The organism is Burkholderia sp. MR1-5-21, assembly GCF_053427715.1.
Genome location: NZ_JBSAXD010000020.1, coordinates 70,514 through 86,253, shown reverse-complemented (window position 1 = coordinate 86,253; position 15,740 = coordinate 70,514). Strand labels below are relative to the sequence as shown.

Annotated in this window: 12 protein-coding genes; 3 read left to right on the top strand and 9 right to left on the bottom strand. The window is 66.7% G+C overall.

Annotated features, from left to right (window positions below; translation table 11 throughout):
• Positions 1 to 206 precede the first annotated feature (206 nt).
• The 3 genes from ACV229_RS25260 to ACV229_RS25250 form a co-directional block, all read right to left on the bottom strand.
• The gene (locus tag ACV229_RS25260) at positions 207 to 1,034 is read right to left on the bottom strand and encodes an alpha/beta hydrolase (protein ID WP_448085834.1); all 828 of its coding nucleotides are present in this window, start codon (positions 1,032 to 1,034) and stop codon (positions 207 to 209) included.
• Between the two features lie 127 nt (positions 1,035 to 1,161).
• Positions 1,162 to 2,292, bottom strand: coding sequence for an NAD(P)-dependent alcohol dehydrogenase (locus tag ACV229_RS25255; RefSeq protein WP_448085833.1), 1,131 nt, complete (start codon positions 2,290 to 2,292; stop codon positions 1,162 to 1,164).
• 86 nt (positions 2,293 to 2,378) lie between these two features.
• Positions 2,379 to 3,848 (bottom strand): aldehyde dehydrogenase family protein, encoded by a 1,470-nt coding sequence (locus tag ACV229_RS25250; RefSeq protein ID WP_448085832.1) that lies wholly within the window; start codon positions 3,846 to 3,848, stop codon positions 2,379 to 2,381.
• A gap of 147 nt (positions 3,849 to 3,995) precedes the next feature.
• On the opposite strand from ACV229_RS25250, the gene ACV229_RS25245 reads away from it, so the two are divergent.
• Entirely contained in the window at positions 3,996 to 5,009 is a 1,014-nt protein-coding gene (locus ACV229_RS25245; RefSeq protein WP_448085831.1) for an AraC family transcriptional regulator, read from the top strand.
• 94 nt (positions 5,010 to 5,103) lie between these two features.
• Here ACV229_RS25245 and ACV229_RS25240 read toward each other — a convergent pair whose 3' ends face one another.
• The 3 genes from ACV229_RS25240 to betC form a co-directional block, all read right to left on the bottom strand.
• On the bottom strand, positions 5,104 to 6,243 hold the full coding sequence (locus tag ACV229_RS25240; protein WP_448085830.1) for a porin: 1,140 nt from the start codon (positions 6,241 to 6,243) through the stop codon (positions 5,104 to 5,106).
• Between the two features lie 254 nt (positions 6,244 to 6,497).
• Positions 6,498 to 7,457: a choline ABC transporter substrate-binding protein gene (gene choX, locus ACV229_RS25235; protein ID WP_448085829.1), complete on the bottom strand. Its 960-nt coding sequence runs from the start codon at positions 7,455 to 7,457 to the stop codon at positions 6,498 to 6,500.
• 61 nt (positions 7,458 to 7,518) lie between these two features.
• Positions 7,519 to 9,054, bottom strand: coding sequence for a choline-sulfatase (gene betC, locus ACV229_RS25230; RefSeq protein WP_448085828.1), 1,536 nt, complete (start codon positions 9,052 to 9,054; stop codon positions 7,519 to 7,521).
• 257 nt (positions 9,055 to 9,311) lie between these two features.
• Between betC and ACV229_RS25225 the strand changes: the two genes are divergently transcribed.
• Positions 9,312 to 10,217 carry a choline sulfate utilization transcriptional regulator gene (locus tag ACV229_RS25225; protein ID WP_448085827.1) on the top strand — a complete coding sequence of 302 codons (906 nt, stop codon included), beginning with the start codon at positions 9,312 to 9,314 and terminating at the stop codon, positions 10,215 to 10,217.
• 378 nt (positions 10,218 to 10,595) lie between these two features.
• Positions 10,596 to 11,465 carry a formyltetrahydrofolate deformylase gene (purU, locus tag ACV229_RS25220; RefSeq protein WP_448085826.1) on the top strand — a complete coding sequence of 290 codons (870 nt, stop codon included), beginning with the start codon at positions 10,596 to 10,598 and terminating at the stop codon, positions 11,463 to 11,465.
• Between the two features lie 149 nt (positions 11,466 to 11,614).
• On the opposite strand, the gene ACV229_RS25215 is transcribed toward purU, so the two are convergent.
• From ACV229_RS25215 to ACV229_RS25205, 3 genes are all read right to left on the bottom strand, one after another.
• Entirely contained in the window at positions 11,615 to 13,270 is a 1,656-nt protein-coding gene (locus ACV229_RS25215) for an APC family permease (RefSeq protein WP_448085825.1), read from the bottom strand.
• Positions 13,271 to 13,438: 168 nt separating this feature from the next.
• Positions 13,439 to 14,302, bottom strand: a complete 864-nt coding sequence (locus ACV229_RS25210) for a glycine betaine ABC transporter substrate-binding protein (protein ID WP_448085824.1) — start codon at positions 14,300 to 14,302, stop codon at positions 13,439 to 13,441.
• 117 nt (positions 14,303 to 14,419) lie between these two features.
• Complete coding sequence (locus ACV229_RS25205; RefSeq protein WP_448085823.1) at positions 14,420 to 15,571, bottom strand: FAD-binding oxidoreductase; 1,152 nt, start codon at positions 15,569 to 15,571, stop codon at positions 14,420 to 14,422.
• Positions 15,572 to 15,740: the final 169 nt, after the last annotated feature.

Below are 15,740 nucleotides of genomic sequence, written 5' to 3'. Positions count from 1 at the left end.
CTTCAGCCGTGCCGAGCAGTCCCACCGCGACTAGTCGAGCTGATCGTAAGTAGCTACAAATGGGTCGACAAGTGACATATTCAGATCCCTCCGTTCGCGAAAACGCACCTGAGAAGTGGGCGGCGGGTGGTACGCGCCGCTGTGCGAGAACGCGCGCCGGCAACCGGAGCAACGGTTGCCGGCGATGCAGAACGCAGTGCGCCCCTTCAACGCCCGGTAAGCGTCGACAGCGCCTGCGACAGCCTGCCGTCGGGATGCGCCAGATCATCGAGCACCGAAAAGTGCGTGCAATCCGGCACGTGGACCAGATCGACCCGCTCGCCAGCCGCGACGCATGCGGCTGCGTACGCGTCCGAGTGGCGCACGAGTTCCGGCAATTCCGCGCCGCCGACTGCCACGACGGTCGGCACGCCCTTGCCGACATGCCGCAGCGGGCTATACGCGTCGATTTCCTGCGCGGATAGCTTCAGCTTCTCGTCGAGCCACGACAGCGCGATCGGCTCCAGATCGACAAGCGCGCTGATTGGCAGCGCGGCCGTCACGGCCCGATGCGCGCGGTACATCGCCGTCAGGTGCCCGCCCGCCGAATGCCCGCTCAGCACGAGTGGTCTGCCCGCGACACCGAGGCCATCACGGTCGGCCGCCAGATGGTCGAGCAGCCGGCCGATCTCGCCGACGATCCGCGTCATCGACGCGTCGGGCGCCAGCGTGTACTCGGCCAGCGCGACGTTGAAACCCTGCGCAAGCGGCCCGCTTGCGATGAAAGCGAAATCCTCCTTCGCGCAGTTCTGCCAATAGCCGCCGTGGATGAACACGAAGGTCGGCGCGTCGGGTTTGCCGCATGAGATCCAGTCGTAGCGTTCGCGGGGACGGTCGCCGTAGCGGAGATCGCGTTGTGCCGACGCCGCCGCATAAAGTGCCGCGCTACGGGCCTGAAAATCGGCCAGCACGGCCGGAAAATCCGGAACGGCCTTGGTGTTGTCGTAAGCGGCGTCGAGTGTTGCGCGGTCCATGCCGCGATAGAGCGTGGTCATGCTGATGGTCCCGTGAAAGTCGTCGTTTCGTTGTTGGCCAGAATGGCGGCAGCACGGCCGGCCGCGATGTCGGCGACATGCGACTGTCTCGTACCATCGCGGCGCCCATACGGCCGCCCGGCCGGTGTCAGGGGTGGTCGTCGATCAGCAGGATCGGCTTCAGCGTCGTGCCGGCTTCGCTGTCCGCCGCCGCCCGGTTGATGTCCGCGAACGGGTAGAACTTCACCAGCTTGTCGAACGCGAAGCGGCCTTGCAAATGCAGCTCCACCAGTTCGGGAATGAACCTGCGAGGCACGCTGTCTCCTTCGCAGATCCCTTGAATGCGCTTGCCCGCGATCATCAGGTCGTTGAGGTCGAATGCCGCCTTCGTGCCTTGCCGCGATGCGCCGACGACGCCGAGCACGCCCAGCGGTGCGAGTGCCGACACGCCGTGCGCGAGCATCTCCGGCCGACCGGTCGTTTCGAGCGCGAACGCGACGCCACCGCCGGTGATGGCGCGAACGGCCTCGAACCAATCGGCCTCGCGGCTGTCGAGCGCATGCGTCGCGCCGATCTCGCGCGCGAGCGCCAGCCGGCCCGGCACGATGTCGACTGCGATGATGGTCGCGGCGCCCGAGAGCCGGGCCGCGAGCACCGCGGACATGCCGACCGCCCCCGCGCCGAGCACGAGAAAGCGGCTGCCCGGCGTCACTTTCAGCGAATGGATGACCGCACCGGCGCCCGTCTGTATCCCGCAGCCGAGCGGCCCCAGCAACCGCAGCGGCGCGTGCCTGGGCACCTTGATCGCGCTGCGTTCGCGGGTCAGCGCAAAGGTCGCGAACGACGATTGGGAAAAGAAATGATCGTGGATCGGCGTCCCGTCGGGCGTCGTGATCGCGCATTGCCCGCCGTGCCCGCTGCCGCCGAAATTCTGCGAATAGAAGTCCGTGCAGTACGACGTATGGCCTGCGTCGCAGGTCGGGCAATGCCCGCAATGACCGTAGGTCAGCACGACGTGATCGCCGGGCGCCAGCGACCTGACCTGCGGCCCGACGGCTTCGACGACGCCGGCGCCTTCGTGTCCCAGCACCGCAGGCAGCGGCACCGGGTAGTACTGGTCGCGGATGATCAGGTCGGTATGGCACATGCCGGTAGCGACGATGCGCACCTGCACCTCGTCGTCCACCGGCGCGCGCAGCCGGGCCGGCTCCAGCACAAACGGCGCCCCCTTTGAGTGGGTGACGGCGGCGACGATGTCGCGAAACTCGGTCTGATTCATCGATTGTCTCCGGGTCGAATTGCACTGTCCTGCAGCAGTTGAGTTGACGCAGATGCGCTGACGCAGTTAGCGGATCGCGCGAGTCGTCACGCGACGAACCAAGGATCGCCGACGCGATTGCGGATCGTCACGGATTTCAGGTGCGAATACAGATTGAGCGTTTCATGGCAATGCTCGACGCCGATGCCGCTCTCCTTGATGCCGCCGAACGGCACGCCGCTCGCGAGATTGAAATACTGGTTGATCCAGACCGACCCCGCTTCGAGCGCATCGGCCGTCCGCATCGCATTGTCGAGATTCGACGTATAAATTCCCGCGGCGAGCCCGTACGGAACGTCGTTCGCTTCCTTCAGCATCCGGTCGACATCGCTCCAGCGGATGATGCTCAGCACCGGCCCGAAGATCTCTTCCTGCGCGACACGCATGCTGTTGCGCGCCTCCAGCAAGGTCGGCGGGATGAAGTATCCGGCGTCGCAGCCGGGCACCTTCACGCGCTCGCCGCCGAACAGCACCTTCGCGCCCTCGGCCTTGCCGATGCGGATGTAGTCGAGCACACGCTCGCCCTGCTTCGCGGACACGAGACAGCTCAGGTGCACCGTTTCGTCCAGCGGATCGCCGACCTTCATCCTCGCGGCTGCCGACGTCAGCTTGTCGACGAACGGTGCATGGATGTCGTCGTGCACGAAAAGACGCGTGCCGGCGAGACACGACTGCCCGTTGCAGTACATCGCCGCGAACAGCGCGTTGTCGACCACCGCATCGAGATTCTCCACGTCCGGAAACACGATGTTGGGGCTCTTGCCGCCGAGTTCGAGCGACACCGGCACCAGCCGGTCCGCGCCCGCGCGGCCGATGATGCGGCCGACCTCCGGGCTGCCCGTGAAGGCAAGCTTCGCCACGCCCGGATGCGACGTCAGCGCGGCGCCGACCTCGTCGCCAAACCCCGGCACCACGTTGATGACACCGGGCGGGAAAATGCCGCCGGCGATTTCCGCGAACGCGAGCGTCGACAGCGACGCGTTCTCGTCCGGCTTCAGCACGACCGTGTTGCCGGCCGCTACGGCCGGCGCCACTTTCAGCGCGACCATCAGCGCCGGCACGTTCCACGGAATGATCTGGCCGACCACGCCGACCGGTTCGCGCTTCACGATCAGATAACCGTCGGGGATCGGCCGCCCGTAGCCTTCATGCGTCAGGATCGCACCCGCGAAGTAGCGATACTGGGCGATGGCTTTTTCGTGGTCGAGACGCGTCTCGGCGATGCGCCGGCCGATATCCATCGCGTCGATCGTCGCGAGGCGCGGCAGTGCCTGTTCCAGCGCATCGGCGAGCCGGTTCAGCAGCGCGGCCCGCGTCTCGTGGCTCGTCGCCTTCCACGCGGGCAGCGCCCGTTGCGCGGCCTCGACGGCCGCGGCGACGTCGGCCGCGCCGCATCGTGCGATGTCCGCTAGATGCTCGCCCGTCGCCGGGTTGACCGCGGCGAAGGTCGCGCCGCCCGGCCGCGCGAACCGGCCGTTGATGTACGCCGTATAATTTCCGTCAATTGAAAGCTTCATGGCTGCGCACGCTCCGTTCAACGTTCATCACGGCTCCATGATTGCCGGAGCGCACGCGAGCGGCTATCGATTCCGTGCCATCGGCATCTGAAACGCGCCATTCTTTGCAGCCGCAGCCCCGTGCCGTTTCCACCAGGATGGACAAACGTGAACCCGCTGCTCTCCCGATCCGGCATGCCGCCGCTGCCCTTCCCGCCGCTGCTGTCCGGTCACGACATCCCCCGCAGTGCGATGCTGTTCGAGTCCGACGACCTGGATCATGCGTGCACGGAAATCGGCAAGATCTACCGTCCGTATCGTTTCACCGCGGCGCGCCGCCGCCGCACGACGCCGGCGACCATGTTCAACCTGGACGGCGACAGTGTCGCGCTCTCATGGTTTGCGTACGGAACGGAGATCTCCATTCGGCCAGAAATCTTCGGCAACTTCGTGCTCGTGCTCACCACGCTGGCCGGGCACTCGGACATCCGCAGCGGCACGCTCGCGCACGCGGGCGGGCCCGGTTCGACGGTGCTCATCGCGTCAGACGAGCGATCGCAATTCCGCTACAGCGAGGACAACGTGCAGATGGGGGTGCGTATCGACGCGCAGCGTATTGCGGAAGTCTGGCACCGCATGTCCGGGCGCGAACCACCGTCCGCGCTGCCATCGTGTTCGCTGATCGAATCGCAGCGCCGCGACCTCTGGCTCGCGTCGGTGCAGACGCTGCGGCAGTTGCTGCATCCCGACACGCCGCCCGCGTTGAAGGCGATGCAGTTGCCGCTGGCGGAAGAAATGCTGATCGTCAGTCTGATCGGCGAGCAGCTGGCCGACAGGATGCCCGCGGTCGGCAGCGTCGCGCCGGCCTGCGTGAAGCGCGCGATCGCATTCATCGACGAACATGCCGATCGGCCGCTGACGCTGTCCGACATTGCGGCCGCCGCGCATTGCAGCGGGCGCACGCTGCAGCGCGCGTTTCAACAGTGGCGCGACGTCGGCACGATGCGCTATCTGAAGGAAGTCCGTCTGCAACGCGCGAGAGCGGCGCTGCTGGCGCCGGACGAAACCGCTTCGATCACGGAGATCGCGACGCGCTGGGGCTTCGGCCATCTCGGCCAGTTCGCCGCGGACTATCGGAGCACGTTCGGCGAGCGGCCGTCGGATACACGCGCACGACGCTGAGTACGCGACGCTCGCCGCAAAAAAAAAGCGCGAACCGGAGTTCGCGCCCAAGAGAGACCTCGCTGAAGACTGAGTACCGCGTCGCCCTGATCGCTCAGAACGAATGCCGCATGCCGATCCGCACGTCGGCCTGGGTTTGCGTCGTCGACGGCGTGAAGCTGTAGCCGATCACCGCATCGACGCCTTGCGACGCACGCAGGTAATCGCCCGAGATGTACACGTCGGTGCGCTTCGACAGCAGGTAATGCACCCCCGCCGTGCCCTGGTTCCAGTGATGGCCTTCGAAGCGCGTGTGCTGGTAGCCCGCGATCAGGCTCAACGCCGGCGTGAACTGGTACGAGCCGCCGCCTTCGTACACCTGCATGTGCGACGACTGGCCGAAGCCCTTGATCGTCGTGTACGAGAAGTTGCCGTCCAGCGTCAGCTTGCCGATCGCGTAGCTCGCGCCGATGCCGAACGTGCCCTGGCTGTCGACGTTCATCGGCGTGTTCGCGAACAGGTCGGTACGCGCGCCGGTCGCCGGATCGACGGTGACCGTCTGCTGGCCGAGGAACGTGTGCGTACCGAGCATCGCGTACGGATCGAACGCGTAGATGCCGTTCGGGTTGTTCAGGCGCGTGTATGCGGCGCCGACCGAGAAGTCGCCCTTCGTGAAGCTCGCGCCCGCGCTCCACGCGCTGTTGCGGTGGAAGTCGCCGGCGACGTTGCCGAACGAATACATCGCGCCGACCTTGAAGCCGTTGTAGTCGTTCGACATGAACTTCACCGAGTTCGGCAGGCGGTCGCCGTTGAAGCGGTCGAAGTCGCCCTGGTGGATCGCGTAGCCGCTCCCCCACGCCGAGATGTTGTAGATCGACACGAGCTCGTTGGTGATGTCGAGCTGGTTGCCGAACGACAGCGTGCCCCAATCGTTCTGCAGGCCGACATAGGCCTGCCGCCCGAATTCGGCGCCGCCGAAGCCGAGCTGGCCGGTGCCGAGGTGGAAGCCGCTCTCGAGCGTGAACACCGCCTTCAGGCCGCCGCCGAGATCCTCGGTGCCCTTGAGCCCGAAGCGATTGCCGTAGGAGACGCCGTCGTCGAACTTGACCACGTGCGAGCCACCCGTGTTGTTCACGTACGTGATGCCCGCGTCCAGAATGCCGTACAGCGTCACGCTGCTCTGCGCATGGCTGACCGCGGGAATGCACGCCGCGCATGCAAGCGCGGCTGCCACGGCAACGTTCGATTTCTTCATTGTCGACCACCCTCCCTGACCATTCGATGGAAATAACCCCAAACCGCGTTCGCGACACTGCTTGTCGCTTGATTCGAATTCAGTACGTCTGACGGCTTCGCCGTTTCGCTTTTCGCAATAACGAAGCCATTGGCGAAAGGTACAAACCCATATTTCGGGTCACCCGTCTGAAGGCGACATCAAATGGTCTGGTTACGACCGGTCGGGAAAACACGGATGGCCGGCGATCTCGCCGCGCCGCCCGTCAGCGGCTGTCAACGCCCGTCCAGCGCCGCGCGCACGGCCGGCAGCCCGGGCGCGCCGGCGGCCGTCGTCACGCCGTCCAGCCAGCCCGCGACGAGCGACGGATCGGCCTTCAGCGCCTGCTGAGCGGCGAGCGGGGCCGGCGTCTTGTGGTCGAGCATGTCGGCGATCATCCGGTTCTCGATGTCGACCGTGAACGTCATCTGCCGGAACAGGCGCGCGAGGTTCGCGCACTGGTCGGCAAAGCCCGCGCGGACGACCGTGTTGACCGTCGCGCCGCCGTAGTTCGGGCCGAAGTACGTGTCGCCGCCCGCGAGATAGGTCAGGTGGAATTTCGTGTTCATCAGGTGCGGCTCCCACGCCAGAAACACGATCCAGCGCTTGTCGCGCACCGCGCGCTCGACCTGCGTCAGCATCCCCGTCTCGCTCGACTCGACCAGCGCCCAGTTCGCCGGGCCCAGCGCGTGGTCGGCCAGCATCCGCTTGATGTTCTGGTTCGCCGGCGCGCCGGGCTCGATCCCGTAGACCTTGCCGTCGAAGCGGCTCGCGTAGCGTTCGAGATCGGCGAACGTGCGCACGCCCGCGGCGGCCACGTAGTCGGGCACCGCGAGCGTGAACTTCGCGCCGGTCAGGTTTGCATGCAGCACGTCGATCGCGCGCGCGTCGACGAACGGCTTCACGAGCGGCCCCTGCGCGGGCATCCAGTTGCCGAGGAACACGTCGACCTGCCCTTTCTTCAGCCCCTGGTAGGTGATCGGCACCGACAGGTTCGATACGTCCTGCCGGTAGCCGAGCGCCTTCAGCACGACGCCCGCCATCGCGTTCGTCGCGTCGATGTCGGTCCAGCCGGGCCCGGCCATCCGCACGTCGCGGCAGGCCTGCGGCTCGGCCGCGCGGGCCGCCGGGATGCAGAGTGCGGCGGCGCATGCCGCGCCGGCTATCGTTCGTACTGCGTTGCCATATCGCTTCATCGTGCGCTCCGTTGTCAGTGTTCGGGTCAATGTTCGGCTCAGTGATTGGAATCCGCGCCGCTCAGCGCGCGACGCGCGGGAAGCGCGCCATCGCCTCGAGCGCGTCGAGTTCGAGGTGGTTGCGCATGTAGCGCTGCGTGGCGTCGACGAACGGCTGCCAGTCCCACGCATGAATCCGGCCCTGCGTCGTCGCCGCGAAGTGGAAGCGCCGCCGGCGCTGGCTCGCGAGCACCTGACGATGCAGCTCGGGCAGGTTCCAGCGCCGCGCCGCTTCCGCGCGGAACGCCGCGAGCACGTCCGCCGCGTGCGGCGCGCCGGCGAGGTTGTCGAGCTCGCGCGGGTCGTCCTTCAGGTGGTAGAGCTGGTCCGGATCGGCCGGGCAATGCACGTATTTCCAGTCGCCGCGCCGGATCATCACGATCGGCGCGATCGCGCCCTCGGCCAGGTATTCGCCGAGCGCGACATCGTGCGCGGGCGCACCGCGCAGGTGCGGCACGAGGCTCGCGCCATCGACCGGGTCCGGCCAGCCGCCGTCCGGCCTGCCGCCCGCAAGCTCGACGAGCGTCGGCAGCAGGTCGACGTGCGACACGGGCCCCGCCACGCGGGCCGCGCCGAAACGGTTCGGCGCATGGACGATCAGCGGCACGCGGCAGCCGCCTTCGAAAAACGTCATCTTGTACCAGAGCCCGCGCTCGCCGAGCATGTCGCCGTGGTCCGACGTGACGATCACGATCGTGTCGTCCGCGAATCCGCATTGCTCGAGCGCCGCCAGCACGTTGCCGAACTGCGTGTCGACGTAGGACGTCGCGCCGTAGTACGCGTGGCGCGCGTTGCGAATCTGCGCGTCGGTCGGCGGGGTGCGGTCGTTTTCGCAGACGGCGCGCAGCCGCTGCGAATGCGGATCGCTGTCGGCCGGCCCGAGCCGCACGGCCGGCATGTCGATCTCGTCGTCACGGTACAGGTCCCAGTAGTCGCGCGTGATCGCATACGGGTCGTGCGGATGCGTGAGCGACACGACCATGCAGAACGGCCGCGCATCCTGCCCCGCGGCCCGCTCGCGCGCGAGATCGAACAGTTTCTGGCGCGCGGCGAACGCGACTTCGTCGTCGAAGTCGAGCTGGTTGGTCCGCACGCACGGCCCCGCGTCCAGCACGGAGCTCATGTTGTGATACCAGCTCGGACGCTCCTCCGGGTTCGCCCAGTCGGGTACCCAGCCGAAATCGGCCGGATAGATGTCGGTCGTCAGCCGCTCCTCGAAGCCGTGCAACTGGTCGGGGCCGCAGAAATGCATCTTGCCGGACAGCACGGTCCGGTAGCCGGCCGCGCGCAGGTAGTGCGCGAACGTCAGCGTTTGCGCGGGCAATTCGGCGGCGTTATCGTAGGCGCCGATCGCGGACGGCAGCTTGCCCGTCAGCAACGAGAAGCGCGACGGCGCGCACAGCGGGCTTGCGCAGTACGCGGCGTCGAACACGACGCCTTGCGTGGCGAGCCGGTCGAGCGTCGGCGTGCGCGCGACGCGGTTGCCGTAGGCCGGCAGCGCGAACGGCGTCAGCTGGTCGGCCATCAGGATCAGGAGATTGGGTGTCGGGTTAGTCATCGCCAATTCGGAGAAGAAGTCGGTTCATGCCGGGCGCGTGCACGCCGCCTCGGCAACGGTTCGTCTGCAACGACGGAGACGGCCGGCGGAAACCGCGCGGGACACGGCCATCCGTCGCTAGAATGGCCGGAAGCCCTGTGCGCGATGTCGCCGCCTTGCCGCCGCGGTGGCGCATGCTGCGCCGCCCGACTTCACTATTGACCGCCGAAACCCGCCCGGGAAGGCGTCCGGCCCTTATGGGCCCATTAGGGATGCTTATGTCGAAACCCGACCCGTTGCCGTCGATGCAGGCGCTGCGCGCGTTCGAATCGGCCGCGCGCCTCGCGAGCTTTACCGCCGCCGCGCGCGAGCTCGGCTCGACACAGCCGGCCGTCAGCCAGCAGGTCTTCCAGCTCGAGGCCGAGCTCGGCGTGCCGCTGTTCGAACGCAGCCCGCGCGGCGTCACGCTGACCGACGACGGCAAATGCCTGTACGAAGCTGTCCGGTCGAGCCTCGACACGCTGCGCACCGCGACCGCGAACCTGCGCGCGCGGCGCGAGCACGGCACGCTCACGCTCGTCACCGACTTCGGCTTCGCGACCTACTGGCTGATGCCGCGCCTGGCCGGCCTGAAGCGCGTGATGCCGAACGTCGACGTGCGGGTCGTCACGTCGCAGGATTTCGACGCGCAGCGCGACCACGCCGATATCGCGATCCTGTTCGGCGACGGCCACTGGCCGTCGTGCACCGCGGCGCGGCTGTTTCCGGAGACGGTCACGCCGGTCTGCTCGCCCGCATTCCGCGCCGCGCATCCGCAGGTCGCGCAGCCCGACGACCTGCTGGCCCTTCCGCTGCTGCACGTGCAGCCGACCCGGCCCGAGCGCTGGCTGTCGTGGCGCGGCTGGTTCGACGCGCATGGCCTCGACGCGCCGGCGGCCGCGCACGGCGTGACCTTCAACAGCTATGCGCTCGTGATCCACGCGGCGCTGATCGGCGAAGGCGTCGCGCTCGGCTGGACACCGCTCGTCGACGAACTCGTCGCGTCGGGGCAGCTCGTGAAGCTTGTCGATGCGCCGGTCGTCACGTCGCGCGGGTATTTCCTCGTCCGGCCGCCGTCGCGGCCGGAACCGAGCGCAGCGCCCGTGTTCCGCCGGTGGCTGCTCGACGCTTGTGCGGGCGGCTGAGCGGGGGCCGCTCGGACGCGTGCGCGGGCGGCTGAGCCGGGACCGCTCGGACGTGTGCGCGGGCAGGCGAGCTGGGACCGCTCCGGCCGGCAACATCGCGTGCGCGCCGTCGATGATCCGACGAAAGGCGCGTGCTCCCGCGCACACGAAGCCATGCGCCCGTTGCCGGCGCACAGCGTGGCCGAGCGCCGCCCACCCCGTCCTCCGCCCACCGGCGCACACTGACGCGCCGATACCAGCCACATGGCGGGCCGGTTCTATCCGCTCCGAATCTGGACTGATTTACTTGGGCATCGCGCGTTGTGGCGTGCGGCGAGCCGCCGTGCCCACCCTGCCCGCAAGATGCGGCAACGTGCTTACCGAGACCAGAGGAGCCCCATGAGCGACGTTCAACGCCCCGATCAATTCGTCCTGACGCTGTCGTGCCCGAGCGCGGCCGGCCAGGTCGCCGCCGTCGTCGGCTTTCTCGACCGCCACCGCTGTTACGTCGATGCGCTGAACGTGTTCGACGACGACCTCAGCGGCCGCTTCTTCGTGCGCTGCGTGTTCCATCCGACCGACGAGACGCTGCATATCGACGCGCTGCGCCGCGAATTCGCGCCGATCGCGGCCGGCTTCGACATGCAGTGTGCGATCCACGACGTCAATGCGCGGCCGAAGGTGATGATCATGGTGTCGAAGCTCGAGCACTGCCTCGCGGACCTGCTGTTCCGCTGGCGGATGGGCGAGCTGAAGATGGACATCGTCGGCATCGTGTCGAACCACCCCGATTTCGAGCCGCTCGCCGTGCAGCACGGGCTGCCGTTCCGCCATTTCCCGATCACCGCGGACACGAAGGCGCAGCAGGAAGCGCAATGGCTCGACCTGTTCGAGTCGAGCGGCGCGGAACTCGTGATCCTCGCGCGCTACATGCAGGTATTGTCCGAGGAAACGAGCGCGAAGCTCGCGAACCGCGCGATCAACATCCATCACTCGTTCCTGCCGGGCTTCAAGGGCGCGAAGCCGTATCACCAGGCGCACACGCGCGGCGTGAAGCTGATCGGCGCGACCGCGCACTTCGTCACTGACGATCTCGACGAAGGCCCGATCATCGAGCAGGTCGTCGAGCGCGTCGATCACTCGTATCGGCCGGAGCAGCTGCTCGCGGTCGGCCGCGACGTCGAATGCATCACGCTCGCGCGCGCGGTGAAGGCGTTCATCGAGCGGCGGGTGTTTCTGAACGGGGATCGGACGGTCGTGTTTCCGTAAGCGGGCACACGCAACAACGACGAAGGCCCGACCGGTGCAAGCCGGTCGGGCCTTTCTTCTGCAGCCCGCTGTCGCCAGAAGCGATGTGTGCGCCGGACCCGTGTGCGGTTTCCGTGTCCGGCGCGTGAATCGCTTCGTGCGCGTCGCGCTTACTTTACCCAGGCAAAGTAATACGACAGCCAGATCGTCAGCGCAGCCCCGACCAACGCCGCATACGGCGCCAGATTGAGCCACATGCCGCGCTTCGGCACCTCGAGCTCCATGTCGCGCTGCATCTGCGCCGGGAAGCGCCCGCGATCCTGCCAGTAATGCCGATACAGGAACACCGGCACGATCAGCAGCATCGCGATCAGCCCGTTGCGCAGCGTGCCCTCGCCCTGCAGGTTCGCGCCCGCGCCGACATACACGAGGTTCGCGTAGCCGCACAGCGAGCCCGCGACGAGCAGCCACGTCGGGCAACGGAACGGGCGATCCCAGTTGCCGCGGTCCATCCGGTGAATCCAGCCTGACTGCAAATTCAGGAATACGAACAGCATGTAGCAAACGTTCGAGATCGACAGGACCGTCATGTAGTCCGACATCATCAGCAACACGAGGTTGAAGCCGAGGTCGGTCCACATCGCGCGCGTCGGCGAGCCATGCTCGTTCACGTGCGACAGGTACTTCGGCAGCCAGCCGTCGACCGACGCCTGGTACAGCGTGCGCGACGAGCCCATCATCGACGTCATCACGATCAGCAGGATCGACAGCATCAGCATCACGACGACCGCGTTCGCGACCCACGCGCCGCCGCCGACGATCTTCGCCATCGCGGCTGCCACGCCGGTGCCGTCGCCGATCGCCGGATCGAGCATCGCCTGCGTGCCGAGCGCGCCCTGGAACGCCATCGGCACGAGCGTCATCACGACGAGGCACAACGCGCCCGACCAGAAGATCGCCTTTGCGGTGTCGCGGCGCGGATCGCGGAATTCGCGCGTATAGCAGACGGCCGTCTCGAAGCCGTACGACGCCCAGCCCGCCATGAACATCGCGCCGAGCGCCATCACGACGCCCTGCCCGTTCCACGAGCCGAACGTCGCGGTCGTCAGGTTGCCGTGCGCGTCATGCCCGAGCGGCAGCAACGGCAGCAGGTTCGACATCGGCACGTCGCCGGTGACGAACGGCACGATGCCGACGATCAGCAGCGGCGTGAGCGACGCGATGCCGAGAATCCGCTGCGTGCGCGCGGCCTTCGATGCGCCGCTGTGCTGCAGCTTGAACGTGATGAGGAGCAGGATCGTCGCGATGATGAACGTCGCGTTGATTCGCAGGGACAGACCCGGCTTGATGAAGCCGAGGTCCGCAATCTTGAGCTGCCAGTGCAGCACCGCCGCATCGGCGGGAAAGAGGCTCGTGAGCGCATAGCTCGCAGCGAGACCGCATCCGAGCGCAAGCATCGGCGACCACGCGAGCCAGTTGCACCACACGGATACCGGGGCTATCAGTTTGCTGTAACGGACCCAGCCGATCGCGCCATACACCGACGCGCCGCCCGATTTATGGGGAAACAGCCCTGAGATTTCCGCATAAGTCGCGCTTTGGATCAGCCCCATCGTGATCGCGGCGATCCAGATCGCCCACGCGGGCTGGCCGATCGTCGCGCATACGCCGCCGATCGTGAACAGCACGCCTGCCGGCACGCCGCTCGTTACCCAGAATGCGTCCTTCCAAGTGAGGCCACGATGCAGCGTGTGGCCCGTCGAATCATGTGAGATGGTTGCCTCAACATCACTGGTGCCATTCGCACGCAGTCCTGCCTGACTCATCCAAATCCTCCTGTGATGACTCCGCACAAGAGGCGCAGTGTAACAACTTTTACGCTATCTTGCACAATCATCAAAAAAATTCCGGGATATGGCGGCATCCTTGCCAAATTGGTTCGGAATCCTGCCGACCATTCCCGGACTGCTTGTTTTAGGGATTCTTGTGACGACCTACTGCACGCCGTCCGTCCACTCAGTCACGCGGTCCGCATGGGCCGCGATCCACGCGTCGGCGGCGGCTTCCGGCTTCGAGCCGTTCTGGATCGCCAGCATCACGCTGTCGATTTCACCCGGCTTCCACTGGAATTTCTTCAGGAATGCAGCCACCGGTTTCGCCTTCGTCTCGAGCGCCGGATTCGCGACGCTGTCGACGTGCTCCGCCCCGCCGAAGACCTTCTTCGGATCCTCGAGGAAGCGCAGCTTCCACTTCGCGAACATCCAGTGCGGCGCCCAGCCCGTCACGATCACGGGTTTGTTCGCATTGACCGAGCGCGCGAGTTCGGCCGTCATCGCGCTGCCCGAACTCGGCATCAGCGAGTAGCTGAGGCCGTAGTTCTTGATCGCCTCGTCGGTCTTGCGCATCACGCCGGCGCCCGCGTCGATACCGACGATGCGGCCGCCGAAGTCGTTCTTCTCCGCGTTCAGGTCGTCGATGCTCTTCGCCTTCACGTACGCGGGCACGATCAGGCCGATCTTCGCGTCGTTGAAGTTCGCGCCGAGATCGACCACCTTGGTCTTGTACTGGTCCCAGTACGAACCGTGCGTGACCGGCAGCCATGCGGACAGCGTCGCGTCGAGGTCGCCGCGCGCGACGCCCTGCCACATCACGCCGGCCGCGACCGGCACGAGCTGCACCTGATAGCCGAGCTTCTTCTCGATGATGCGCGCTGCGACGTTCGTCGTCGCGACGCTATCGTCCCAGCCTTCGACGTAGCCGATCTTCAGTGTCGGTTTCGTATCAGCGAGCGCCGATGCGCTCAATGCCACCATCGCCGACAACGCGCCGGTCCACAACAGTTTTCCGAACAGCTTCATGGTCGATCTCCAATGAATCGGGCGCGAATGCCCCCTATGCCTCTCTAGGTTCTTCAACCACAATTCCACGGTATCGTTGTTTTCCGACGCGTGTTTGTCCTGCCACGACGCCGGCAGCTACTTGTCGATCACGAGATCCGTCAGCGGCTTGCTGCAGCAAAGCAGCACCATCCCCTGGTCGATCTCGCGCTGGCGGATCCCGCCGTTGTGCTTCATTTCGACCTGACCCGACACGAGCTTCACCTTGCAGGTGCCGCACATGCCCTGCGTGCACGACGCCGGCAGCCGCACGCCCGACTGGCGCGCCGCATCGAGCACGTGCTGCGCCGATCCGCAGACGATCTCGCGGTTGCTCTTCGCGAAGCTGACCGTGAACTGCGCCGCCGCGTCACCGTCCGCGCCATCCGCGGCCGGCGCGAGATCGGCGAGCAGTTCGTCGCTCGCGGTCTGCGCGAGCGTCTCGAACGAGAAGCTTTCCTCGTGATACTGCTTGCGGTCGAACCCGGCTTCGTCGAGCAGGTCGCGCACGGCCTTCATGTACGGCGCCGGGCCGCACGTGAAGATCTCGCGCTCCATGAAGTCCGGCGCGATCAGCTTCAGCAGCGACAGCGACAGGAAACCCGTGACGCCCGGCCAGTTGGTGCGTGCGCCGACGCGCTCGACGACGAACGACGTGCGGAAGTTCGTGTGGTTCGACGCGATCAGGTCGAGTTCGCGCGCGAAGATGATGTCGTCCGGCGTGCGCGCGCTGTGCACGAACACGATGTCGCGATCCTCGGCGAGATCGTGGTGCGCGCGGCTCATCGACATCAGCGGCGTGATGCCGGAGCCGGCGGACAGGAACAGGTACTTGCGCGCCGGATGCCGCGCGCAGGTGAACTCGCCCGCCGGGCCGAGCACGCGGATCGACGCGCCCGGCTGCAGGTTGTCGTGCAGCCAGTTCGACACCTTGCCGCCCGGCACGCGCTTGACCGTGATCGAGATCGTGTGCGGACGCGCGGGCGACGACGAGATCGTGTAGCACCGGTTGATCGTCTCGCCGTCGATGTCGAGCTCGAGCGTGATGAACTGCCCCGGCTCGAACGAGAACGCGCGGCCCTGCGGCGAACGGAAGAAGAAGCTCTTCACGTCGTGCGTTTCCTGCCGCACCTGGCAGCACACCAGCGTCTCCTCGACGTCGCTCGTCCAGCGCTCGGGAAGCGCGTTCCAGAACGCCGGGCGCGTCACCCGGCTGTCGGCCGGCTCGAAATTCGCCGCATCTCGCATCATGTCAGCCTCCGCAGGGCCGCCCCAAGGGCGTAGCAGGGAATTCGCAGAGCATCGCTCTGCGCCTGCGTAGCCGGCCGGCTTTGCAAAGCCGGCCGTGGGCGGCTGACCGCCCCCTTGGGGGGCAGGGAACGGAGTGAGCGTGGGGGTCGTTTCATCAATTGCTCCGCTT

Excerpts from the sequence above, each read along its gene's own strand:
- ACV229_RS25215 (WP_448085825.1), bottom strand. The coding sequence starts at position 13,270 with ATGAGTCAGGCAGGACTGCGTGCGAATGGCACCAGTGATGTTGAGGCA.
- ACV229_RS25205 (WP_448085823.1), bottom strand. The coding sequence starts at position 15,571 with ATGATGCGAGATGCGGCGAATTTCGAGCCGGCCGACAGCCGGGTGACG.
- ACV229_RS25210 (WP_448085824.1), bottom strand. The coding sequence starts at position 14,302 with ATGAAGCTGTTCGGAAAACTGTTGTGGACCGGCGCGTTGTCGGCGATG.
- ACV229_RS25260 (WP_448085834.1), bottom strand. The coding sequence starts at position 1,034 with ATGACCACGCTCTATCGCGGCATGGACCGCGCAACACTCGACGCCGCT.
- betC (WP_448085828.1), bottom strand. The coding sequence starts at position 9,054 with ATGACTAACCCGACACCCAATCTCCTGATCCTGATGGCCGACCAGCTG.
- ACV229_RS25225 (WP_448085827.1), top strand. The coding sequence starts at position 9,312 with ATGTCGAAACCCGACCCGTTGCCGTCGATGCAGGCGCTGCGCGCGTTC.
- ACV229_RS25240 (WP_448085830.1), bottom strand. The coding sequence starts at position 6,243 with ATGAAGAAATCGAACGTTGCCGTGGCAGCCGCGCTTGCATGCGCGGCG.
- purU (WP_448085826.1), top strand. The coding sequence starts at position 10,596 with ATGAGCGACGTTCAACGCCCCGATCAATTCGTCCTGACGCTGTCGTGC.
- ACV229_RS25255 (WP_448085833.1), bottom strand. The coding sequence starts at position 2,292 with ATGAATCAGACCGAGTTTCGCGACATCGTCGCCGCCGTCACCCACTCA.
- choX (WP_448085829.1), bottom strand. The coding sequence starts at position 7,457 with ATGAAGCGATATGGCAACGCAGTACGAACGATAGCCGGCGCGGCATGC.
- ACV229_RS25250 (WP_448085832.1), bottom strand. The coding sequence starts at position 3,848 with ATGAAGCTTTCAATTGACGGAAATTATACGGCGTACATCAACGGCCGG.